This window comes from Xanthomonas sp. WHRI 7065, assembly GCF_040203115.2.
Classification (GTDB): domain Bacteria; phylum Pseudomonadota; class Gammaproteobacteria; order Xanthomonadales; family Xanthomonadaceae; genus Xanthomonas; species Xanthomonas arboricola.
Map to the genome: position 1 here is coordinate 4,698,167 of NZ_CP168194.1, position 23,009 is coordinate 4,721,175.

Sequence of the window (23,009 nt, forward strand, 5' to 3'; positions counted from 1 at the left end):
TTCTTGCCAGCCAGACCACCGTGAGCCAAGCGCAGCATTCGTCCCAGATGGCCCCGGTCGCCGTCACCGCTTTTACGTCCACCACCGCGCTCGGCGCCGGGCTCGATGCCCAGGCCGCCGCCCTGACTGCTCGCCGCAGCGGCATGCGTCGCAACGATTTCGGCCCGCAGCCGCTGGCGTGCTGGATCGGCCGCGTCGACGGCGTGGAAGACATCGTGTTGCCGGAGGCCCTGCAAGGCTGGGACTGCCGCAACAATCGCCTGGCCTGGCTGGCCCTGCAGCAGGACGGCATGGCCGAGGCGGTGCAGGCCGCCGCGCAGCGCTACGGCGCCGAGCGCGTGGCGGTGATCATCGGCACTTCCACCTCCAGCATCGGCGCCAGCGAAGAGGCCTACACGCGGCTGGTCGAAGACGCCGACGGCGCGCGCTTCCCCGACGACCTGGATCGCCCGATCGTGCACACCCCGCACTCGCTGGGCGACTTCGTGCAGCACGCCACCGGCCTGCGCGGCCCGAGCGTGACCGTGGCCACCGCCTGTTCGTCCAGCGCCAAGGTGTTTGCGCAGGCCGCGCGCCTGATCGACGCCGGGGTGGTGGATGCCGCCCTGGTCGGCGGCGTGGATACCTTGTGCGGCAGCGTGCTGTTCGGCTTCAACTCGCTGCAGGTGGTGGCACCTGAGCTGTGCCAGCCGTTCGATGCGCGCCGGGTCGGCCTGAGCCTGGGCGAGGCCGGCGGCTTTGCCATGCTTGAACGCACCGCTGCCGCACCGGACGCAACGCTATGGCTGTACGGCTATGGCGAATCCAGCGATGCGCACCATATGTCCGCCCCGCATCCGCAGGGCCTGGGCGCGCAGCTGGCGATGCGCGGCGCGCTCGAACGCGCCGGCCTGGAGCCGGCCGCGGTGGGCTATCTGAACCTGCACGGCACCGCCACCCCGGCCAACGACAGCGTCGAAGCCGCCGCGGTGGCGGCGATCTTCCCGGCCACCCTGCACGCCAGCTCGACCAAGGCCTGGACCGGCCACACCCTGGGCGCGGCCGGCATCGTCGAGTCGGTGATCGCGCTGCTGGCGCTGCGCGACGGCGTGCTGCCGGGCACGCTCAACAGCGAAGTGCCCGACCCCGCCTGCGGCCCGCAGATCCGTTTCGACAATGCCCATTCCAAGATCGATTACGCAATGAACAACTCCTTCGGTTTTGGCGGCAACAACTGCTCGCTGCTGTTCGGGCAGGCCCGCTGATGCTGGCTGCCACCATTGAGGGGATCGGCTTCTGGACCCAGGGCCTGCCGAGCTGGGACGCCGCTGCGGCGTTCGTGCGCGGCGGCGCGCTGCAGGACACCGGGGCACGCCCGGCGCCGCAGCTGCTGGCCGCCAACGAGCGCCGTCGCGCACCGGACACGGTGGCGGTTTCGCTGGAGGCCGCGCTGGCCGCCTGCACCGCCGCCGGCCGCGAGCCGGCCAGCCTGCCGTCGATCTTCACTTCCACGTACGGCGACCTGGCCATCTCCGACTACATGTGCACCACCCTGGCCAGCGACCCCACGGCGATCTCGCCGACCAAGTTCCACAACTCGGTGCACAACGCCGCGGCCGGCTACTGGACCATCGGCGCCGGGGCGATGACCCCGGCCACCGCGATCAGCGCCAGCCTGGGCAGCTTTGCGCAGGGTCTGCTGGAGGCGCTGGTCCAACGCGCCGCCGGCATGGACGCAGTGCTGCTGGCCGGCTACGACGCCCGCTCGGTCGGGCCGCTGGGCCGGGTCGCCCCCAGCCAGGGGCTGCTCGGCGGTGCGCTGGTGCTGGGTGCGCCCGGCCAGGCCGGCAAGCCGCAGTTGCGGGCGCGGCTGGACGACGGCACGCCGACGCCGGGCGAGGGTCCGCTGGCGCGGCATGTCGCCGCCAATGCGATGGCGCCGATGCTGCCGTTGTTCGACCTGATCGCCACTGGCGGCGAACGCGTGGCGCTGTACGCCGGCCCGGGCCGGGTGTTGCGCGTGGAGCTCCAGCAGTGAGCCGGCAGCCGCTGACCCGCGAGGACACCGCGATCCTGGTGCCGGCGCTGAACGAATCGCTGCGCATCCGCGAAGTGGTCAACGATGCGCTGACCTATTGTTCCAACGTGATCGTGATCGACGACGGCTCCGATGACGGCACCGCCGACTGCATCGCCGGCCTGCCGATCACCTTGATCCGGCATCCGCAGCGCAGGGGCAAGGGCGCCGCGTTGCGCAGCGGGTTTGCGCAGGCGCAGCGGATGGGCATGCGCGCGGTGATGACCATGGACGGCGACGGCCAGCACAAGGCCGCCGATTTCCCGCGCCTGTTGGCGGCGGCCAACCGCCACCCCGGCTGCGTCATCGTCGGCGCCCGCATGCGCAAGCGCGCCACCCAGCCCACCATCCGCCGCATCGGCAACGATTTCGGCGACTGGGGCATCGCCTGGGCCTGCGGCTTCCAGCTGGTCGACAGCCAGAGCGGCCAGCGCCTGTATCCGGCCTCGGTGTTCACCCTGCCCGACGTGCCCGGCGAAGGCTTCGTGTTCGAAGCGCAGCTGCTGATTTCCGCCGCACGCCAGGCCGGCGCGCGCGTGGTCGCGGTGCCGATCGAGACCCGCTACGCCGGCACCTCGCCGGGCACGTTCCGCAAGAGCCATTTCCGCCTGGTACGCGATCTGTGGGAAATCACCTCGCATGTGGTGGTCCAGGCCTGGAGCTACGGGCATATCTGGCGCGAGTACCGCCGCGTGCGCGCCAACCCGGTGCTGATCGACGACGCTGACGGCGAATTTGCTACTGTGCCCGCGGTTACCAAGAGCAAGCCGACTCCATGAATGCACAGCGTGCCGATGTCGTTATCACCGGTGGTGGCCTGGCCGGCCTGAGTCTGGCCCTGCAGCTGCGCCAACGCGATCCCGCGCTGGCGATCACCGTGCTGGAGCGCCGTGCGCACCCGGTGCGCGAGGCGGCGTTCAAGGTGGGCGAGTCCACGGTGGAGATCGGCGCGCACTACTTCGCCGAGGTCTTGGGCCTGCGCGAGCATCTGGAGACCGAGCAGATCCGCAAGTTCGGGTTCCGCTTCTTCTTCTCCGACAAGCGCGAGGACATCGACCGCTGCACCGAGCTGGGCGTCAGCCAGATCCTGCCGACGCCGTCGTGGCAGATCGACCGCGGCCGCTTCGAGAATTTCCTCGGCGAGCGCGCCCGCGCGCAGGGCATCACGTTTGTCGACAGCTGCAGCGTCAAGGGCGTGGACCTGTCCGATGATGAGGCCGACCACGCTTTGCGCTACGAGCGCGCCGGCGAGGCCGGCACGCTGAGCGCCCGCTGGGTGGTGGATGCCAGCGGCCGCGCCGGCCTGCTCAAGCGCAAGCTCGGCCTGGCGCAGGACAATGCGCACGACGCCAATGCGGTGTGGTGGCGCGTGGAAGGCCTGATCGACCCCAATGGCTGGTCGCAGGACAGCAGCTGGCTGCAGCGTTGCACGCCGCCGGACCGCTGGCGCTCGACCAACCACATGTGCGGGCCGGGCTACTGGTTCTGGCTGATTCCGCTGTCGTCCGGCGCGCATTCGCTGGGCATCGTCTGCGATGCGTCGATGCACCCGCTGGACACGATGAACACCCACGACAAGGCGATGACCTGGCTGCGCACGCATCAGCCGCAGGTCGCCGCCACGCTCGACAAGGCCGACTACCGGCTGCAGGACTTCCTGTTCCTGCGTAACTTCTCCTATGGCTGCAAGCAGGTGTTCTCGCCACAGCGCTGGGCGCTGACCGGCGAAGCGGGCCTGTTCCTGGACCCGTTCTATTCGCCCGGCAGCGACTTCATTGCGATTTCCAATACCTACATCTGCGAACTGATCGGCCGCGACCGCGCCGGCAGATCGCTCAGCCCGTATGTGGAGCTGTATCAGCAGCTGTATTTCTCGTTCTACGAAAATACCCTGACCCTGTACCAGGACCAGTACGCGCTGTTCGGCGACGCGCAGGTGATGCCGGTCAAGGTGATCTGGGATTACACCTACTACTGGTCGCTACTGGCGCCGCTGTTCTGCTCCGGACGCATCGCCGACCTCAGCCTGCTCTCGCGCATGAAGTCCGATTTCTTCTATGCGCGCGACATGAATCTGGCGATGCAGCGTGTGCTGCACGACTGGGGCCAGCACAACACTGCACAGGGCCTGGCCACCGACGATGGGCGCCTGCTCGATCAGTACCTGATCGGCTGGTTCAACGAACTCAATGGCGCCTTGAACGACACCCTCGACGACGACGCCTTTGCCGCACGCATCCACAGCAACGTGGCGCAGATGGCGGTGCTGGCACGCGAGATCCTGCAGCAGGCACGCCAGCGTCATGCCGCACTGCCGGACCATGGGCTGGACGCCTTGACCGCCAACGCCATCGGCGAGCCGATCCTCACCGCCGCCTGGTACGCCGATGCGGCGTAAGTTTTATTGCGTGCAGAGAGGCGTGGATGAAACTTGGCTACTTCGTAACCTTGCTTGCGCTTAGTTCGCCGACGCACGCGGAGGAAATTGCCGCGTGCTCAAATCCGTCAGGAAAAGGCTATTACGCCGAGACAGGCATCATCACGGCAAAAGACAGTGGCTGGAACGATGAAAAGATCACGGGCGGCCTGACGAAACTGTCAAAGCACGGGGATGACTACGACCTGACGTATGTAGATGTACGCAAGGAGATAGTGTCAGCTCGCGAAGAAGGAGCAACGGTCATGCTGCTGAGTCGCGGCACTAGCTCGGTGTCCGTGCTGGTTGTTTACCCTGGCAAGACTGCCGAGGTCTATACATTCCTCAAGACTTCTTCAGGGCATCTGGAATATATCCACACGCTTAGTCGTGCTGGAGACGAGGTGCTTATTACCAAGGCATCCGTGATGCATGGCGAATGCCGCTACATCAACTTCGATGCGGTCTAGCCCATCCCACCATTGATGCCGATGACCTGGCCGTTGATGTAACCGGCAGCTTCCGAACACAGAAACGCCACCAATGCGGCCACTTCGTCGGGCTTGCCGACCCGGCCCGCCGGCACCAGTTGCTTGATCACTTCCGGCGCGAAGCTTTCGCCGACCATCTCGCTTTCGATCACGCCCGGCGCGACCACGTTGACCGCAATGCCGCGGCTGGCCATCTCGCGCGACAGCGATTTGCTGGCGCCGTGCAAGGCGGCCTTGGCCGCGGCGTAGTTGGTCTGCCCGCGGTTGCCCAGCACTGCTGCCACCGACGACACGCTGACGATGCGGCCCCAGCGCGTACGCGCCATCGGCAACAGCAGCGGCTGGGTGACATTGAAGAACCCGTGCAGCGACACGTCGATGACCCGATGCCACTGTTCGGCGTTCATGCCCGCCATCGGTGCATCGTCGTGGATGCCGGCGTTGTTGACCACGATCTGGATCGGGCCGACCTCCAGCAGGCTTGCCAGCGCCGCCGCACTGGCCTGCGCATCGGCGACATCGAACGCCACCGCCTCGGCGCTGCCGCCGTCGGCCACGATCGCTGCAACCACGTCATCGGCGCGGGCGATATTGCGATTGGCATGCACGATCACATGGCGCCCCTGCGCCGCCAGCTGACGGCAGATCGCACCACCAAGATCGCCGCTGCCGCCGGTGACAAGTGCGCGGCGCTGTGGAATGGAAGTGCTCATGGAAGCCTCGATGAAAGCCGCAGACACGACGGCGGAAAGAGCCTCATCCTAACGACTCGCAGCAGGCGCAGGAATAGATCCAGCATTGATCGCCCACTTCATGTAGGAGCGCGCTTGCGCGCGATGCGGCATCAGCGCTAAAGCCATCGCGCGCAAGCGCGCTCCTACAGGGCCGGGGTGGCCTGCGCGGCGCCCAGCATGACCGTGGCGCGCCCTTCGGCAAGCAATTGCGCGCCGTGGCTCAGGCGAAAACTGTATTGCTGGCTATCCTCGCCCTGCAGCAACACCTGCGCTTCGCAGACGATCGCATCGGGCAGGTCGTCCAGATACGCGACGTGCAGGTCCACCGCACGCAGCGCCACCAGCATGCCTGGGCGCACCGGCTTGCCCGATTCCCGGCCGAGCAAGCCGCCATGCACGGCCATGGCTTGCGCGCCGTATTCGCATAGATGCAGCGCGCGCAGGCGGCCATTGCAACGCAGCGGATGCGTGTCGCTGCGATGGGCATCACTGCGCAACACGATGCGCTGCGCATCCCATTCCAGCACTGCTTCCCACAGGCACATGCTGCCCTGGTGCGGAATCAGCGCGGCAATTGCCTCACGTCCCTGCATGTGCATCTCCGTGTCTTGCGCGCTCCAGCGCCGGCTCGCGCGATACCAGCAAGGCGAGGATGAAATTGAACAATACCCCCAGCGCCACCGTGCTGCCGATCGCACGCAACACCGGGATGCTGGAGGCAGCCAGTAGCGCGAACACCAGCAGCGTCATCAGGCTGCACACGATCAGCGCATGCAGCGTGCGCAGTTGGTCGGCGTGATCGTCGCCGGCATGGTCGAAGAACAACGCGTAATCCAGGCCCAGGCCTGCCGCCAGGATCAGCGCGATCAGATGGAACAGGTTGAGCTCCACCCCCATGCCGCGCAGGATCGCCAGGATCAGCACCGTGGTCAGCGCCATCGGCAGCAATACGCGCACGATCCGGCGCGGGCTGCGCAACGCGATCGCCACCGTCACCGCCAGCAGCAGCGCGGCCAGCACCAGCGCGCCGAGCACACGTCCGCGATACGCGGCCACAAGGGACTCGGACGCGTCCTTCAGATCCAGCAACTGCGCGCCGCTGCCTTGCACGGCGGCAGCCAGTACCGACGGATCGCGCAGGCCGGTCAACGACACCAACGCAGTGCTGCGATCGCCGCGACCCAGCAGCAGCCCGCCGACCGACGTTGCCAGCGGCGAGCCGGCCAGGTCCTTCGGCAACAGCGGCGCGGCGCGCTTGGCAGCGTCCAGGTCCTGCAGGAACGGCGCGAACGCGTCGCTACGAAACGGTGTGGCGGCCACCGCACTGTCGGTCAATGCGCGCGCTTGCGCAGCATCCGGCAACGCGGCCTGACGCGCATGCTGGGTCTTGATGCTGGGCAGATAGCGTGCAGCCATGTCGTAACCGGTCAATGCGCCGGCGCGCACCAGGGCATCCAGGCGCGGGCGCAACTGCTCGCTGGCCTGCAGCGCAGCCTCGTCGTTGGCGGCAGTCAGCGCGAGCACGTAACGCACGTCGGGGGCACCCAGTTCCTGGCGCAGATGCGTGTCCTGCGCCAGGGCCTTGGGCGGCACGGGGGTCAATTTCGACAGATCGTTCTGCCAGAACTGCCCCGGCGCGAACGCGATCACCGCGATGCCGATCAGCGCAATCACTGCCAGGCTGATGCGCGGCCGTGGCAGGCGCGCGATACCGCGCCACAGCGCGGCGAGCATGCGCGAATCGGCGTAGTCGCGCGGCGCCGGGTCGATCAACGACGGCAACAGCCACCGCGTGGTGATCGCGGCGGTCGCCAGCCCGGCGATGGTGAACACCGCCAGCTGCCGCAAGCCGTCCACACCGGAAAACAGGAAGGTCACATAGGCAATGCAGGTGGACACCACGCCGGTGGCCAGCGTCGGCCATAGATGACGCGCGTTGTCGCGCGGATCCAGACCCGGACGTTGATGACTGAACAGGTGGATCGGGTAATCCTGCACCACGCCGATCAGGGTGAAGCCGAAGGCCACGGTGATGCCGTGCACGCCATCGAACAGCAGCGCCACCGCAGCCAGACCGGCTAGGCCGGCACTGGCCAACGGCAGCACGCCGAGCACCGGAATCTTCCAGCTGCGATAGGCGACCAGCAGCAACAACACCAGTCCCACCGTATCCAGCGTCCCGATCCATTGCGCCTCGCCCTGCGTGCGCGCGGTGATTTCCACGGCGAATGCACCGGGGCCGGTCAAGGTAAGCCGGGTCGTGCTGCCCTTGCTGACCTTGGCGAAGGCCGCCTGCACTGCGTCGTAGGCCAGTTGCTGGCCGGTGGGATCGAAGCCAGCTGCGCGCGTCTGCACGACCAGCAAGGCCGAGGTGCCGGCACGGTCGAACCACACCTCGTTGCGCGTCTGCGGCGCCGCGGCCGGCTGCAGGGTTTCGGCCAGATGCAGCACTTCCAGCGTGGGGTCGCGCGGCAGCAACGGCTCCACCAGCGCCGCCGCCGGCGACCCCAGATCCTGCACGCGCGACTGCAATGCCGCTTGCAGGGTGTGCGCATCCAGCGGCGTAGTGTCGAAGCTGTCGCTGAGCAGATAGCGATACGGCAGCAGGCGCTCGGGGATCGCATCCAGCCCCGCAGTACCGCCATTGCCGACCAGCTCGAACAGCTGCGGCTGCGCAGCCAGGGCCTGCTGCAGGGCCTGCGACTGCGTGGCCAGCGTGGCCGGGTCGCTGTTGGACAGCGCCATCAGCAACAGGCGCGAGCCGGGGCCTTCGCCCAGTTCTTCGATCAGCAGTTTCTGCGCCGGCGTGCGTGGGGCGGGCATGAATTTGCGCAGATCGCCGGTGACCTTGAGCGTCTCGCTCAACCAGAACCCGGCCACCGCCAGCAACGCCAGCCATAGCAGCGCCAAGCCGATGCGGCGGTTTGCGTTCAACTTAAACGCCATGCGCAAGCCTCGCTGTGCCAGCCGAACGTCCACCGGCCGCGCGCGCGGCATCGGGCTGTGCGGGCGCCTTCCCGTTGCTGCGGGCGGGCATGAATTTGCGCAGATCGCCGGTGACCTTGAGCGTCTCGCTCAACCAGAACCCGGCCACCGCCAGCAACGCCAGCCACAGCAGCGCCAGGCCGATGCGGCGGTTTGCGTTCAACTTAAACGCCATGCGCAAGCCTCGCTATGCCAGCGGAACGTCCACCGGCCGCGCGCGCGGCATGGGAGTGTGCGGGCGGCTTGCTTGCGCCGTGGGCGCGCTGCGTCACGCGCCCGACCCGTGGCATAGCGTGGTCAGCGCCGCCGCATCGGTCACGCTTGCGGCCTCGCGCGCCGCACCGGCCAGCAGCGTGCGTTGCACGTCGCCCTTGGCCGGCTGGCTCTCGATGCAGCGCAACTCGTCATTGCGCCCGTACAGCCGCAACTCGCGCACCTGCTTGGCCACGGCAGCGTCCTTGGGCTGCAGCGTCAGTTGCCAGGCCTGCGGCTGGCCCTGCCCGCTGATGCGGTAGTGCTGCTCCAGCAGCGCGCGGTCGCCGGCCAGCAATGCGCCGAAGCCGGACTTCAGGCCGGCCAGTTCGGGCACCCGGCTCAGCGAAAAACGCCGCGGCGATTTGCCTTCGCGTTCCAGCACGCCCTCGTCGCCCTGCAACGTGGTGGTCTCGCGATACGGCGCGCTGACCTCGCGCACCAGGGTCTGCGCGTCCGGGCGACGGTAATGGCCCTGCACGCGCAGCGGCGTCTTCAGCAGCGCCGAGCCACGCAGTTCGACGAACTCGGTACTGACCGGTGCAGGGCGTGCCAGGCGCTGCAGCACCTGGCCGACGTCCAGCGTCTCAGGCGGTGCGGCGCATAGCGGTGCGGCGCTGAACAGCAGTATCAGCATCCACGGCAGGGTGCGGCACATCGGCATGGTGGGTGTTCCAGAAATCGTAGAAGTTGAACCAGTTGTACGGCGCGTAGCGTGTGTAATGTTCCAGCCTGGCCGCGTAATCGCGCATGAGCACCGCCAGCACCGGTGCGCGCTGGCGACGCGGCACGTCCAGGCCCTCGCTGAAGGTCTCGAATGCCAGCTCGTAATGATTGCCGCCGCGATATAGACCAAACGCCAGCACCACCGGCACCTTCAGCGCTGCGGCGATCAGCCACGGCGAGGTCGGGAACATCGCGTTGCGGCCAAGGAACGTCGCCGGCAACGCCGGGTCGCCCTCGCGCGGGCGATCGATCAGCAGCGCCACCAGCGCACCGGCGTCGGTGGCGTCCTTGATCGCCATGACGATCGAGGTCGCGTCCATGCCGGCATCGATGATGTTGGCCGCCAGCTGCGGATTCAGCGCGCCCAGCAGCTCGGTCATGGCGCGGTTGTGCGCCTTGTCCAGCACAACCTTGACCTGCACGTCCGGCCGCTCGGTGGCCAGCACGCGCAGCGCATCGAAGCTGCCCAGGTGCGAGCCGAAGATCAGCACGCCGCGGCCGCGATCCATCTGCGCATGCAGCTGGTCCAGCCCGGTGATGTCGACCCGGAAGCGCTGCATCTGCCCGCACAGCATGTACACGCGGTCCAGAATCGTCGAGGCGAAGGTGTGGATATGCCGCGCCACATCGCGCAGCGTGGCCGGGCGCTCCAGCACGCGCGTCAGATAGGCACGCGAGGCGCTGCGCTCGGGCGCACGCACCAGCAGGAAGTACAGCGTGATCGGGTACAGCAGCGCGCGTCCCACCGCACGCCCGGCATGCTGGGCGATGCCGCGGATCAGCCACAGCGCGAAACGTCCGCCGCCTTCCGGGCGCTGCTTCCACTGACTGCTCATTGCGCCGCCTCCGCCACCAGTTCGCCGCTGACCAGCAGCTCGTCGGCACGCTGCACGCGAAAGCGCCAGCGCGGGCCGGCGCCGTCCAGCATGACCGATGCCGTCTGCCCGGGCAGCAACGGCTGCACGAACTTCACCTGCGGCAGGCGTGCCGCGGCGCGTGGGCCGTGCGCGGCCTCCACTGCCTGCAGCACATGGTCGAGCACGACCACCCCGGGCACCACGGGACGCCCCGGAAAGTGCCCGGGCAGGCAGGGATGATCATGCGGCACGACGAAATCCATAAGCGGGTAACTCAAATCCTGGGTTGGAGCATCGCAGCCACGGCGTTATGTGCCTGCTCGGTCAATTGCTGGCGGTCCGGCGCATCCGGCCCGGTCACCGGGATCGGATCGCCGATCCGCACCCGGATGATGCCCGGGCGCACCCTGAACATACCCTCCACCGGCAGCACCTTGCCGCAGCCATCCACCGCCACCGGCACCACCTGCACACCAGCATCGATAGCGGCCTGCAACAGCCCGGCCTTGAATGGCAATAATGCGCCGCTGCGGCTACGGGTGCCTTCGGGAAACAGACACAACTGCTTGCCCTCGCGCAGCAGCGCGGCAGCCTGCCGGCGCACCATCGCCCCGGCACGGCGGCTGTCGCGGTCCAGGAACAACATGCCGGTGGCCCGCGCATACCAGTTCACGAACGGCACCTTGAGCATTTCGTCCTTGAGCAGGAACCGCAGCGGCACCGGCAAGGCGTAGAACAACGCGCAGATATCGATGATCGACTGGTGGTTGCTGACGAACAGATAGTTCCTGGACCAGTCCACGCGCTCGCGGCCTTCCACGATCACCGTGGCGCCGGCGCCGCGAAACAGCACCGGCGACCACATCCACGCGCCCATGCGCAGCAGGCGGTCGGTGTCGCGCGTGATCGCCAGCAACGCCAGCGCATAGACAATTCCGCCAGCGGTAAACGTCAGCGTGAAAGCCAGTTGCAGCAGATTGAACACGGCCCACGCCAGGCGCGACGGCATCCTTGCCAGCGGCATTTTTGTCTTGTCCCCGAAAATGTGCACGTACGTCGCTGCCCCTGGCCACGCACTCAGCGCAGCAGATCGCGCCAGAATTCCGGCCCGAGCCGCGCCATCTGGCGCAAGAAGTCTGGCAGATTACGATAGGGGCGCTGTGGAAACCAGCGGCCGCGCAATAGATATTCGCCTACAAAGAACCCGCCAACCACACCGTACGCCAGCAGATTGGCGAACAACGACGCGCGCGCGTCGCTGATCGGCAGCGGCGAGGCATAGCCCAGTTGCGCCAGCACGCCACTGGGTTCGGCGCACAGGCCCAGCACCAGGTTGACCAGGGTCAGCGCGCACAGCAGCAGCGCCCAGGCCAGGGTGAGGCGGCGCGTGTAGCGGTACTGCTCCGGAGTGATCGGCATGCCGGCCTGGCGATACAGCCCTTCGACAATGCGCGTGATCAACGGCGTGCGCCCGCGGCGCAGGCTGCGGCCGAAGAACCAGGCGATCCAGCCGGTGAACACCACCGGCGGCGCGGCCAGCACCAGCATCGCGTACGGCGAGTGCCACAACGCGCTCAGGCCCAGCAAGGTCAGCACGGCCAGCGCCCAGGCCCAGGCCCGGCGCGCGACCATCGGCTCGATCAGCACCATCAGCACCAGCAAGCCACCGGCGATGACGGCCAGCTCCGGGCGATGGCTGGCGTTGGCCCAATGCGCCAGCGGCGAATACGCCACCGCCAGCAGCACGCCCAGCCCCAGCACCCACGGGGGCGCATCGCCAGGCGCGGCGGTCGCAACCTCAGACGGTCTTGTTGGCTTCGACATGCGCCGACAATGCGCGCAGCGACGCGAAGATGCGACGGTTCTCGTCATTGTCCGAGCGCAGCTGGAAGCCATAGCGCTTGCTGATCGCCAGCGCCAGTTCCAGCGCGTCGATCGAATCCAGTCCCAGCCCGGTGTTGAACAACGGCGCCTCCGGGTCGATGTCGGCGGGCTGGACGTCTTCCAGGTTCAGGCTTTCGACCAGGAGTTCGGCCAGTTCACGTTCGGCAGCGGTTTGCGAGGACATCCAGAGAGCTTCCAGGTGAGGGTCGGGCGACAGATTCACAGCGAAATTGCAGAACAACCACCACAGCGGCGCGGACAACCGTCAGGTCGGCATCGGCGATGCTGCGGAACACAGACAGTGTACGTCGCCGTGCCGGCCGATTCCGAGCACTCGCCACGCCGGCCTTGCGGCCGCATTGTCGAGGGTGTCGATGGTTGTGCAACAGCGATTCGGCGGCCGGCATACCTGTCCGGGCCGCCGGTCAGGCTATCATGACTGCATGACGCTCGCCCGCTGCAGGTTCGTTCCAGGATGACTTCCACCGCTGTTGGCCCTACCCCGACCGCCAAGCCGGCAGCCGGGCCGGCTCCCGGACCTGAGTGCCCGGATGTCCTGATCATCGGCGGCGGGCCGGCAGGCTGCGCGGCCGCCATCGTCCTGGCCCAGCAGGGCTGGCAGGTGACGTTGCTGGAGAAGGCGCAGCATCCGCGCTTCCATATCGGCGAGTCGCTGCTGCCGATGAACATGCCGATTCTCGAACGCCTGGGCGTGTTGGAAGAGGTGCGCAGCATCGGCGTGCTCAAGCGCGGTGCGGACTTTCCCAACGACAGCGGCGGCTACAACACCTTCCGCTTCTCGCATGCGCTGGATGCCAAGGCCGATTTCGCCTTCCAGGTGCCGCGTGCGCAGTTCGACCAGGTGCTGTTCGAGCGCGCGCGGGCGGTGGGCGTGGATGCGCGCGATCAGGTCAAGGTCGAAGCGGTGGAGTTCGACGGGCAGCAGCCGGTACTGCAGGCGCAAGGCGCGGCAGGGATGCAGCAGTTCCGCCCGCGCTACCTGCTCGATGCCAGCGGCCGCGACACCTTTCTGGGCAACCGTTTCAAGCTCAAGCGCGCCAATGCCAGGCATCAATCGGCCGCATTGTTCAGCCACTTCCGCGGCGTGACGCGCCGACCGGGCGAAGATGCCGGCAACATCAGCATCTACCGCCACGCGCATGGCTGGATGTGGCTGATCCCGTTGCCGGACGACATCATGAGCGTGGGCGCGGTCTGCTACCCGGAATACATGAAGACCCGCAAAGGCGACAGCGAGGGCTTCTTCATGCGCACGCTTGCGCTCAACGCCGAGCTCAACGCGCGCATGCTCGGCGCCGAACGCGTGGCCCCGGTGCATGCCACCGGCAATTACGCCTACGAATGCACGCGCATGTCCGGCCCGCGCTGGTTGATGCTGGGCGATGCCTACACCTTCGTCGACCCGATGTTTTCATCAGGCGTATTCCTGGCCATGCACAGCGCCGAGCGCGGTGCGGCGATGGTGGACCAGGCCCTGCGCATGCCGCAGCACGAGGCGAAACTGCAGCGCGCCTTGCAGCGCGAACTCAAGCGTGGCGTGGACGAGTTCAAGTGGTTCATCTACCGCTTCACCTCGCCGACCATGCGCGCCCTGTTCGCGCAACCGCAGAACACCTGGCAGATCGAGGAAGCGGTGGTGGCGATGCTGGCCGGCGATGTATTCGACAGCCCCAAGGTACGCCTGCGCCTGCGCGCGTTCCGCGCCATCTATGCACTGACCACCTTGTCGATGATGCCGCGCGCCTGGCAGTCCTGGCGCCAACGCCGACGTCAGGCCACGCTCGGCTTCGACGGCGACACCTTGCAACGCGACACGCAACAACGAGATACGCGATGACCGCTTCCCAGGCCCAGACCACGCACACCGTGCGCCATCCCCGCCTGCAGGTCGACTATGTCGATCAGACCGACCCGTCTGCACTGCTGGCCGATCCGCAGGTGCTGGCCGTGTTCGGCTTCGGCACGGCGGCGCCGCGCCTGGACGACCCGCGCTACCTGCGCGTGCCGCTGCAGCCGTATCGAGCCGACGTGCTGGAGGTGTGGCGCAGCGATGCGGCGGTGCACAGCGGCCGCGATGGCAACATCGCCTGGGCCAGCGACGGCCGCCTGCAGTTCGGCGTGATCGAAATCGACGAGCAGGATGTCGATATCGAAGCCGCCGCCGCCAAGGCCTATGCGGAAATCACCGCCTTCGTCACCGGCAGCCAGACCCCGCGCCTGCTGCGTATCTGGAACTATCTGGACGCCATCACCCTGGGCAGTGGCGACCGCGAACGCTACCGGCAGTTCTGCGTGGGCCGTGCGCGCGGCCTGGGCGCCTTCGACAATGCGCAGCTGCCGGCCGCCACCGCGGTGGGACGCTGCGATGCCGAGCGCATCATCCAGATCTACTGGCTGGCCGCCAGCGACGCCGGCACCCCGCTGGAAAATCCGCGCCAGGTCAGCGCCTACAACTACCCGCGCCAGTACGGCCCGCAGCCACCGAGTTTCGCGCGCGCCATGCTGCCGCCGGCCGGCAGCGACATGCCGCTGCTGCTGTCAGGCACCGCCGCCGTGGTCGGGCATGCCTCGATGCACACCGGCCAGTTGCTGGCGCAGCTGGAAGAGACCTTCGCCAACTTCGACGCCCTGCTCGGCGCTGCCCGCCAGCATGCCCCCGCCCTGCCCGCGCAGTTCGGCGCCGGCACCCGCCTGAAGGTCTACGTGCGCGAGCAGGACGATCTACCCAAGGTCGCACAGGCCCTGGACGCCCGCTTCGGCGATGCGGTGCCGCGTCTGCTGCTGCACGCGGTGATCTGCCGCGACGAGCTGGCGGTGGAGATCGATGGGGTGCATGGGTGAGCGATTGCGGGCGTCAGCACTGATGCCCGCTGCGGCCACGCAGCAGCAATGCTCCGTGGCGAGGCCTGCGCTCAGCCGTTGAGCAAACCCAGCACCATATCGCGTGGCAGCTTGCCGGTTTCGTTGCGAGGCAGTGCGGCGAGTTTGCGCAGGCGGCGCGGCAGGAACACCGGGTCGACGCTGACGCGCAGGGCGGCGAGGATCTGCGCTTCGTCCAGGGTCGGGGCGACCACCAGTGCGGCGATGCGGCCGACCGCCTGACCGGGCTCGGGTGCGAGCTGCACGATGGTGCCGTCGACGACGCCGGGGATGGCCAGCAGGCGACGGGTCAGATCGGCCAGCGAGGCGCGTTTGCCGGCGATTTCCAGCAGATCGGCCTGCCGGCCACGCACCTGGAAGGTGCCGTCGGCAGCCACGTCCATCATGTCGGCCAACAGCACCGGGGTGGCCAGATGCGGTGCGTGCACCAAGGTGCCTGCCGCCTGGGTTTCCAGGCGCACACCGGGCAGCGGTGTCCACGCCGCCTCCAGCGCGGTGCGGCGCACCGCGAACACGCAGGTTTCGGTGGAACCGAACATCTCGCGCACCTCGCCGCCAAACCGCGCTTCGGCGGCCGCGGCCACCTCCTGCGCCAACGGCGCGGTGGCCGAGACGATGCCGACCAGCGGCGGCAACGCCACGCCGGATTCGACCAGCGCGCGCAGGTGCACCGGTGTGGTCACCAGCACGCGCGGGGCAGGAATGTCCGACAGCGCGCGCGCCACATCGTCCGGGAAGAACGGGCGGCCCGCATGCACCGCAAGCTCGGTCACCATCGGCAGCAGCACCGACAATTCCATGCCGTACATATGTTGCGGCGGCACCGTGGCGACCACGTGCGGCACCGCATCGGTGTGCGCCCACAGGCTTTCCAGCGCGACCAGATCCTGACGCGTACTGGTCAGGAAGCTGCCCCAGGTCTTGGGGTTGGGCTGCGGGCTGCCGGTGCTGCCGGAGGTGAAGCCGATGGCCACCAGGGCATCGTCGGCCAGCTGCGGAATCGGGCCTGCGGCCTGCGGCAACTCGGCCGGCAGCTGCCAGTAGCGCGGCGGTGCCAGCTCCAGTGCCAGATCGCCGAGGCAGTAGGCATCGGCATGCCGCGCCTGCACTTCGCCGACCACGGCCGGCGCGCGCGAGGACGGCAGCAGTGACACCTGACCGCGCAATGCGCACGCATAGAACGCGACCATGAAGCGATAGCGGTCTTCGCACAGATTCACCGCGTGGCGACCGTCCGGCAATTGCTGCGCCAGGCCATGCACGTGTGCAATGAAGGTGGCCAGATCGACCGACTGCCCCGCGCGCCAGGCCAGCGGCCGGCCGGGCGCGCCGACGGCCATCGGGTGGGAAACGGCAGGAACAGGCAGGCTGGACATGGGAACCGGCAATCGCAAAAGCGCGCTAGCTTGGCCGCCACCTGCCCTGCTGGCAAGTCGGGAGGTTTCCGGCTGCGCCACGAGGGCCGCGGTCGGGAACCTCGGCGAGGCACGTGCGCGAAGCACATTCCAACTCATTGCAGCTGCGCATCGCAGCTGGAGTGCATTGACCGTCAAGCGCCTACCCACCCTGGGGACCAATGTGCGCACAACTGTTTATGGTCGCGTCCGTCACTCGTCCATGCCTTGCCTGTTCGATAACGCGCTCGCTCCCACGCGCACATGACCTGTGGCCCAAGCCCCCGGCGGAAGCGAGCTGCTAGGCTTGTGCGCTCCTCGTTGCGTCCAGTTGTTACCGATGCCCAGATTGTTGCCGCTGTCCTTGTTGTTGCTGGCTGTCACCGCGCATGCGCAATCCGCCACACCGCTCACCATCGAACAGGTGATGGCCGATCCGGACTGGATCGGGCCGTCGGTGGATCAGGCTTGGTGGCAGTGGGACGGCAAACAGGTGCAATACCTGCTCAAGCGCGACGGTTCCCCGGTGCGCGACACCTATCGCCAGGGCGCCGGCGGCGGCAGCGCCGAACGCGTGGCCGACAACGCACGCGCCGGCCTGGATGCGGATAACCCAAGCTACGACGCGACCCGCCAGCGCATGCTGTTCGCGCGCAATGGCGACATCTTCCTGCGCGATTTGCGCTCCGGCGCGCTGACCCAGCTGACCCGCAGCAACGAAGTCGAATCGCGGCCGCAATTTGCCAGCGATGGCGGCGCGATCTGGCGCGCGGGCAACAACTGGTACCACTGGCGCGCCGACGGCGGCACTGCGCAGGTTGCAGTGGTCAAGGCCGAGCGCGATCCCAACGCTGCGCCCAAGGCCGATGTGTTGCGCGAGCAGCAGCTGGCCACGCTGGCCACGCTGCGGCGCGACCGTGAGCAGCGCGATGCGTTACGCACCCAGGAAGACGCCTGGCGCCGCGCCGATGCGACGCGTGCGGCAGCGCCGGTGTACCTGGGCGATGAGGTAGAGATCGTCGACAGCGCGTTGTCGCCGGACGGCCGCCACCTGCTGGTGGTCACCCAGGCCAAGGGTGCCGAAGAGGGCCAGGCCGGCAAGATGCCCAAGTACGTGACCGAATCCGGTTACGAGGAATTCCAGGAAGTGCGCACCCGCGTCGGTCGCAATGCGCCGGTGGCACATGCGCTGTGGTTGGTCGATGTCAGCGCCGGCACTGCAAGACCACTGTCCTTCGACACCCTGCCGGGTATCGCCACCGACCCGCTGGCCGCGCTGCGCAAGGCCGCCAAGCGCGACGCGCTCAAGGGCAACCGCGCCGTCCGTGTGGAAAGCGACGGCGACGGCAGCGGGCCGGCGGTGCACTGGAGCGACGACGGGCGCAACGTGGCGGTGGAGATTCGCGCGGTGGACAACAAGGACCGCTGGATCGCCAGCGTGGACCTGGCCAACGCCACGTTGCAGCCGCGGCACCGCCTGAGCGACAGCGCCTGGATCAACTGGGACTTCAACGATTTCGGCTGGCTGCCCGACAACCGCACGCTGTGGCTGCTGTCGGAAGAATCCGGCTATTCGCAGCTGTACACGGTGGAAGGCAACGGCAAGCCGCGCCAGCGCACGCGCGGCAAGTGGGAAGTGTCGATGCCGGTGCCCAGCGCCGACGGCAGCAGCATGTTCTTCCTGTGCAACCAGAAATGGCCGGGCGATTACGAGGTGTGCAAGCTGGACCTGCGCAGCGACCAGCTCAGCGAAGTCACTGCGTTGAATGGCGTGGAAGGCTTCAGCCTGTCGCCGAACGGGCAGCAACTGCTGGTGCGTTACTCAGGCAGCTACCTGCCACCGCAGCTGGCGGTGGTGCCGGCCGCAGGCGGCCAGGCCACGCTGCTGACCGACACCCGCACGCCCGCGTTCAAGGCGCAGCCGTGGATCGCACCGCAGTATGTGCAGGTACCGTCCAAGCATGGCGCCGGCACGGTCTGGGGCAAGTACTACGGGCCGCAGAACCCCGAGCCTGGCAAGCAGTATCCGATCGTGATGTTCGTGCACGGCGCGGGCTATCTGCAGAACGTCTCGCAGCGCTACACGCCGTACTTCCGCGAGCAGATGTTCCACAACCTGCTGGTGCAGCAGGGTTACATCGTGCTGGACCTGGACTACCGCGCCTCGGAAGGCTACGGCCGCGACTGGCGCACCGCGATCTACCGCAACATGGGCCACCCGGAGCTGGAAGACTATCTGGACGGGCTGGAGTGGCTGGTGACGCAGAAGCAGGGCGACCGCGCGCGCGCCGGCATCTACGGCGGCTCGTACGGCGGCTTCATGACCTACATGGCGCTGTTCCGCAGCCCCGGCACCTTCAAGGCCGGCGCGGCGCTGCGTCCGGTCGGCGACTGGATGCAGTACAACCACGAATACACCTCCAACATCCTCAACACGCCCGAGCTCGATCCCGAGGCCTACAAGACCTCATCGCCGATCAACTACGCCGACGGACTGCGCGACCATCTGCTGATCGCACACGGCATGATCGACGACAACGTGTTCTTCAAGGACTCGGTCGACATGACCCAGAAGTTGATGGAGCTGCACAAGGACAACTGGCAGGTGGCGCCGTATCCGCTGGAACGCCACGGCTTTACGCGTGCCGATTCGTGGCTGGACGAATACAAGCGCATCCTCAAGCTGTTCAATGAGCAGGTAAAGCCGTAAGCCATGCCGCTGCGGCCGGGCGATGCGTACTGCATCGCCCGGTCGATGACATGGCGCGCAGCGCCAGCATCCACATGCTGCAGCAAGCGACAGGTCGCCCAGGTTGCACGCGTGATGCGCTACTGCGTCACCCATCGCCACGCGTCACCCTGCGCGGCACTCACCTGCACGTACGCAACTGGCCCTAAGCTTGGCGCAGGATCGGCAGATCGCTGGCGCATTGCGCTCCCCTCTGCCGGCCCGCCGCCCGACCGGAGCGCCGCCGGCACCGCAGCGGTTTCCGATTCGCGGCGCGCAGAAGGTAATCGCGATGGGCCTGTGGGACCGTTTGTTTGGACGCAAGACCCCGGTGGCGAAAACGCCCCGAGCCGAACCGACCGCAGCGCCGGCAGCTGCAGCCGACGACACCGATACCGAGGTCCAGATCGACCCGGCACTGCAGCCCGCACTGAGCCTGTTCCAGCGCGGCGATCAGCTTGGCGCCTACAACGCTGCGCAAGCGAAGTTGCACCTGGGTGCCGACGCACAACGTCTTTGCGCGTTGGCATTGAGTGCGCTGGACCGCTATCGCGAGGCGTACCCGCACTGGCTGGCGCTATACGAGCTGGAGCCCACCGCGCACAACGCATTGCAGTTGGCGACCACTTCGGTGATGTGCAACGAGATCGATCGTGGCGAACAGTGGTTGCTGACCTTCGACGATCTGAATGCGCAGGAGCGCTCCACCTCGCCGGCCACCGCACGCACCAGCTTCCTCACCGCGCTGACCCGCGCCGGTCACGGCGCGCACGCGTTGCCGCATCTGGAGTGGTTGCGCGAGGCGTACGCCGGCATGTCGATCACCGACAGCCACTTCCTCTACGTGCGCGGTCTGCCCTTCTTCGAAGCCTTCCTGGAGCGCAGCACACCGTTGTTGCGCCAGTGCCTGCCGGCCGACGCGCTGCCCGGTTGGTACGCGCAACTGCAGCCGGCCCTGGATCCGGCTGGCCAGGCCGCCGTGGCCGCCCATATCGCAGCGCTGCAATGAGCGCGCCGACACCGCCCTCTCGACCGCGCGGCGGCTTCGTCACGCCGCTGGCGTGGGTGTCCCTGCTGCTGGGTGTCGTCAGCGCGATGTCCAACCTGCTGCAGATCGCGATGATCGTGCTGATGCCCGACGCGGCAGCGCTGGGCTTGCCCGAAGGGATCACCCTGCCCGCCTCGTTGCAGTGGCTGATCGATCATGCGTTGTCGTTGTCCGTCGTAGGCGTGGTGCTGTCGGTGGCCTTCGCATGGTTGAGCTGGGCCTTGCTGCAGCGACGCGAGTGGGCGCGGGTCGGGTTCGTGGCGGTGCTGCTGGTGACTGCACTGCTCAATATCGGTGGCCTGGCCTTGATCGGGCCACTGTTCGAGGGCGTGCAGGCGATGCTGCCTGCCGATGTCGTGCACAGCCCCGAGTGGCCGCAGCTGCAGGCGCGCCTGCAGGCGACCCGCCAGGCGGCGTTGCTGCTGACAGGCCTGGGCGTGCTGGCAATCGGCTGTCTCCACGCAGCGCTGGCATGGCGGTTGTGCACGCCTGCGGTGCGCGCCGAATTTGCCGCCTCGCGCGGGCGCAACGCATGAGGGAATCGAGATGTCGAGCCGTGGCGACCGTTAGACACGGCGCGGGCCTGAATCAAGTTCGGTGAGTCGAGGGCGCGATGCCCTAACCCACTTCCAGGACACGCCGTGAATCCGTCTGTGGAGGCTTCCTGGCAGCATCCATGCCGCCAAGGGTCCCGGAACCGGTAAGGACATCGCACCGGTTGCCGGCTGTTTTGTTGAAAACCATGCACACCGACCATCTCGACTGGTCCTTGCCCGCCTACCGTCGCGGGACCTTACGCGGCATGGATGCCGCGTAAGAGCCTACAAGGACGTACTTGCGACGTGTCCCGCGGTGGTGGGCGGGCAAGGGCCCTGCAGCAAACTCACAGCGGCGAGGACGCGGCGAGGACACCGCACCGGTTGCATGCTGTTTGTTGAAAAACATGCGAACCGACCATCCCGACGGGTCCTTGCCCGCTCACCGTCGCGGGACCTTACGCGGCATGGATGCCGCGTAAGAGCCTACAAGGATGTACTTGCGGCGTGTCCCGCGATGGTGGGCGGGCAAGGGCCCCGCAGCCAGACCGCCAATCGCATGCTCCGCTTCCTCTTCCGCTTCCGCTGCTTCTGCCTCGCCCACACTGCCTGGTCCCAACTAGAAAACAGCCGGCATATGAATCCGGGCGTGGGACGACCCGGCAAAGCCTGACTGGTCAAGCACCCGATGCCTACACGACGCAGCGCCTCGCCCTGCGACAAACGGGCGCGTTTGCCCGACTGCATGAAGCGCGATGCACCGCTTAGAATCGTGGCATGAACGAATTCGACCGTGTACGCGATTATTTGACCGGCCTGCAGGACCGTATCTGCGCTGCCGTGGAATCCATCGATGGTAGCGCGCGTTTTGCCGAAGACCTTTGGCAACGCGAGGAAGGCGGTGGCGGGCGCACCCGCATCCTGCGCGATGGCGCGGTGTTCGAGCAGGCCGGCATCGGGTTTTCGGATGTGTCCGGCTCGCGCCTGCCGCCTTCGGCCAGTGCGCACCGGCCCGAGCTGGCAGGGGCGACCTGGCGCGCCTGCGGCGTGTCGCTGGTGTTCCACCCGCACAACCCGCATATCCCCACCACCCACGCAAATGTGCGCTACTTCCGTGCCGAGCGCGATGGCGAGGTGGTGGCGGCCTGGTTCGGTGGCGGCTTCGACCTGACCCCCTTCTATCCGGTGGACGAGGACGTGCTGCACTGGCACCGCACCGCGCAGGCGCTGTGTGCGCCATTCGGTGAGGAGCGCTATGCCGCGCACAAGCGCTGGTGCGACGAGTACTTCTTCCTGCGTCACCGCAACGAGACGCGTGGCGTGGGCGGGCTGTTCTTCGACGACCTGGGGCAGGATTTCGAACGCGACTTCGCCTACCAGCGCGCGGTTGGCGACGGCTTCCTGGATGCCTACCTGCCGATCGTCGAGCGCCGCAAGGACACCCCCTACGGCGAACGCGAACGCGAGTTCCAGCTCTACCGCCGCGGCCGCTACGTGGAATTCAACCTGGTCTATGACCGCGGCACGTTGTTCGGCCTGCAAAGTGGCGGGCGCGCCGAAAGCATCCTGATGAGCCTGCCCCCACGGGTACGCTGGGAATACGGCTTCACGCCGGAACCGGGCAGCGCCGAGGCACGGCTGATGGACTATCTGGTCCCACGCGATTGGCTCGGTTGAATCGGTCAATTAAAAAAACACAGCGCCAATGAAACGCTGTGTTGATTGATCGAGTTTATTCGGCCTATTTAAATTTGTGATTTCCAGCGATGCCGGTGAATCGTGCAATACGATGAACCGGTTATGTTGCATAGCAAAATAATTGCAGGTCGGAAATAAAAAGCCCCGCAGACCAGGGGGAGGTCGGCGGGGCCAGGGAACGGAAACTTGGGGAGTAGTTTCCGCTCCGAGATCTGCTCCAGGGGATGGGAGAGATCTGCCGACAGGCGTTGCGCCCGTCGAGGGATATAACACCATTTTCTACATTGATGGATCGTGAAGATA

At 67.2% G+C, this 23,009-nt stretch carries 22 protein-coding genes; 11 read left to right on the forward strand and 11 right to left on the reverse strand.

Annotation, left to right across the window (positions count from 1 at the left end; all coding sequences use genetic code 11):
• Positions 1 to 47: 47 nt before the first annotated feature.
• Genes ABQY64_RS19590 through ABQY64_RS19610 form a run of 5 tightly spaced genes read left to right on the forward strand, consistent with a single transcriptional unit; the run spans position 48 to position 4,942 of the window.
• Positions 48 to 1,244, forward strand: coding sequence for a beta-ketoacyl-[acyl-carrier-protein] synthase family protein (locus tag ABQY64_RS19590; RefSeq protein WP_024940579.1), 1,197 nt, complete (start codon positions 48 to 50; stop codon positions 1,242 to 1,244).
• Positions 1,244 to 2,017: a beta-ketoacyl synthase chain length factor gene (locus ABQY64_RS19595; protein ID WP_104575928.1), complete on the forward strand. Its 774-nt coding sequence runs from the start codon at positions 1,244 to 1,246 to the stop codon at positions 2,015 to 2,017. The genes ABQY64_RS19590 and ABQY64_RS19595 overlap by 1 nt, the downstream gene beginning before the upstream one ends.
• Entirely contained in the window at positions 2,014 to 2,835 is an 822-nt protein-coding gene (locus tag ABQY64_RS19600; RefSeq protein WP_039521140.1) for a glycosyltransferase family 2 protein, read from the forward strand. Before ABQY64_RS19595 ends, ABQY64_RS19600 begins: the two co-directional genes overlap by 4 nt.
• The gene (locus ABQY64_RS19605; protein WP_349780305.1) at positions 2,832 to 4,454 is read left to right on the forward strand and encodes an NAD(P)/FAD-dependent oxidoreductase; all 1,623 of its coding nucleotides are present in this window, start codon (positions 2,832 to 2,834) and stop codon (positions 4,452 to 4,454) included. Before ABQY64_RS19600 ends, ABQY64_RS19605 begins: the two co-directional genes overlap by 4 nt.
• Before the next feature lie 26 nt (positions 4,455 to 4,480).
• Complete coding sequence (locus ABQY64_RS19610) at positions 4,481 to 4,942, forward strand: hypothetical protein (protein WP_039524643.1); 462 nt, start codon at positions 4,481 to 4,483, stop codon at positions 4,940 to 4,942.
• Here the strand turns inward: ABQY64_RS19610 and fabG are convergent.
• The 10 genes from fabG to xanC form a co-directional block, all read right to left on the reverse strand.
• The gene (gene fabG / locus ABQY64_RS19615) at positions 4,939 to 5,676 is read right to left on the reverse strand and encodes a 3-oxoacyl-ACP reductase FabG (protein WP_211921211.1); all 738 of its coding nucleotides are present in this window, start codon (positions 5,674 to 5,676) and stop codon (positions 4,939 to 4,941) included. The genes ABQY64_RS19610 and fabG overlap by 4 nt on opposite strands.
• Positions 5,677 to 5,840: 164 nt before the next feature.
• Complete coding sequence (locus ABQY64_RS19620) at positions 5,841 to 6,290, reverse strand: hypothetical protein (RefSeq protein WP_054592914.1); 450 nt, start codon at positions 6,288 to 6,290, stop codon at positions 5,841 to 5,843.
• On the reverse strand, positions 6,277 to 8,643 hold the full coding sequence (locus ABQY64_RS19625; RefSeq protein ID WP_166769561.1) for an MMPL family transporter: 2,367 nt from the start codon (positions 8,641 to 8,643) through the stop codon (positions 6,277 to 6,279). The genes ABQY64_RS19620 and ABQY64_RS19625 overlap by 14 nt, the downstream gene beginning before the upstream one ends.
• Complete coding sequence (locus ABQY64_RS19630; protein WP_104571088.1) at positions 8,633 to 8,857, reverse strand: hypothetical protein; 225 nt, start codon at positions 8,855 to 8,857, stop codon at positions 8,633 to 8,635. Before ABQY64_RS19630 ends, ABQY64_RS19625 begins: the two co-directional genes overlap by 11 nt.
• Before the next feature lie 93 nt (positions 8,858 to 8,950).
• Positions 8,951 to 9,598: a LolA-related protein gene (locus tag ABQY64_RS19635; protein WP_039512723.1), complete on the reverse strand. Its 648-nt coding sequence runs from the start codon at positions 9,596 to 9,598 to the stop codon at positions 8,951 to 8,953.
• Positions 9,522 to 10,496: an acyltransferase gene (locus ABQY64_RS19640; RefSeq protein ID WP_039524636.1), complete on the reverse strand. Its 975-nt coding sequence runs from the start codon at positions 10,494 to 10,496 to the stop codon at positions 9,522 to 9,524. The genes ABQY64_RS19635 and ABQY64_RS19640 overlap by 77 nt, the downstream gene beginning before the upstream one ends.
• Positions 10,493 to 10,780 carry a dehydratase gene (locus tag ABQY64_RS19645; protein ID WP_024937534.1) on the reverse strand — a complete coding sequence of 96 codons (288 nt, stop codon included), beginning with the start codon at positions 10,778 to 10,780 and terminating at the stop codon, positions 10,493 to 10,495. Before ABQY64_RS19645 ends, ABQY64_RS19640 begins: the two co-directional genes overlap by 4 nt.
• Before the next feature lie 11 nt (positions 10,781 to 10,791).
• Positions 10,792 to 11,541: a 1-acyl-sn-glycerol-3-phosphate acyltransferase gene (locus ABQY64_RS19650; protein ID WP_104601461.1), complete on the reverse strand. Its 750-nt coding sequence runs from the start codon at positions 11,539 to 11,541 to the stop codon at positions 10,792 to 10,794.
• A gap of 53 nt (positions 11,542 to 11,594) precedes the next feature.
• Positions 11,595 to 12,278, reverse strand: a complete 684-nt coding sequence (locus ABQY64_RS19655) for a ketosynthase (RefSeq protein WP_081400688.1) — start codon at positions 12,276 to 12,278, stop codon at positions 11,595 to 11,597.
• A 37-nt stretch (positions 12,279 to 12,315) separates the two neighbouring features.
• On the reverse strand, positions 12,316 to 12,585 hold the full coding sequence (gene xanC / locus ABQY64_RS19660) for a xanthomonadin biosynthesis acyl carrier protein XanC (RefSeq protein ID WP_011260626.1): 270 nt from the start codon (positions 12,583 to 12,585) through the stop codon (positions 12,316 to 12,318).
• A 291-nt stretch (positions 12,586 to 12,876) separates the two neighbouring features.
• Between xanC and ABQY64_RS19665 the strand changes: the two genes are divergently transcribed.
• Both ABQY64_RS19665 and ABQY64_RS19670 read left to right on the forward strand, forming a co-directional pair.
• Positions 12,877 to 14,259 carry an NAD(P)/FAD-dependent oxidoreductase gene (locus ABQY64_RS19665; RefSeq protein ID WP_127158511.1) on the forward strand — a complete coding sequence of 461 codons (1,383 nt, stop codon included), beginning with the start codon at positions 12,877 to 12,879 and terminating at the stop codon, positions 14,257 to 14,259.
• Positions 14,256 to 15,263, forward strand: a complete 1,008-nt coding sequence (locus ABQY64_RS19670) for a pteridine-dependent deoxygenase (protein WP_166769559.1) — start codon at positions 14,256 to 14,258, stop codon at positions 15,261 to 15,263. The genes ABQY64_RS19665 and ABQY64_RS19670 overlap by 4 nt, the downstream gene beginning before the upstream one ends.
• Before the next feature lie 71 nt (positions 15,264 to 15,334).
• Here ABQY64_RS19670 and ABQY64_RS19675 read toward each other — a convergent pair whose 3' ends face one another.
• The gene (locus tag ABQY64_RS19675; protein WP_039524618.1) at positions 15,335 to 16,678 is read right to left on the reverse strand and encodes an AMP-binding protein; all 1,344 of its coding nucleotides are present in this window, start codon (positions 16,676 to 16,678) and stop codon (positions 15,335 to 15,337) included.
• Between the two features lie 367 nt (positions 16,679 to 17,045).
• Between ABQY64_RS19675 and ABQY64_RS19680 the strand changes: the two genes are divergently transcribed.
• The 4 genes from ABQY64_RS19680 (at position 17,046) to hemF (ending at position 22,685) form a co-directional block, all read left to right on the forward strand.
• Entirely contained in the window at positions 17,046 to 19,406 is a 2,361-nt protein-coding gene (locus ABQY64_RS19680) for a S9 family peptidase (protein WP_167706259.1), read from the forward strand.
• A gap of 310 nt (positions 19,407 to 19,716) precedes the next feature.
• Positions 19,717 to 20,433, forward strand: coding sequence for a hypothetical protein (locus ABQY64_RS19685; protein WP_349780303.1), 717 nt, complete (start codon positions 19,717 to 19,719; stop codon positions 20,431 to 20,433).
• The gene (locus ABQY64_RS19690) at positions 20,430 to 21,008 is read left to right on the forward strand and encodes a hypothetical protein (RefSeq protein WP_349780302.1); all 579 of its coding nucleotides are present in this window, start codon (positions 20,430 to 20,432) and stop codon (positions 21,006 to 21,008) included. Before ABQY64_RS19685 ends, ABQY64_RS19690 begins: the two co-directional genes overlap by 4 nt.
• A gap of 777 nt (positions 21,009 to 21,785) precedes the next feature.
• Positions 21,786 to 22,685: an oxygen-dependent coproporphyrinogen oxidase gene (hemF, locus tag ABQY64_RS19695; protein ID WP_349780301.1), complete on the forward strand. Its 900-nt coding sequence runs from the start codon at positions 21,786 to 21,788 to the stop codon at positions 22,683 to 22,685.
• The last annotated feature ends 324 nt before the right edge of the window (positions 22,686 to 23,009 follow it).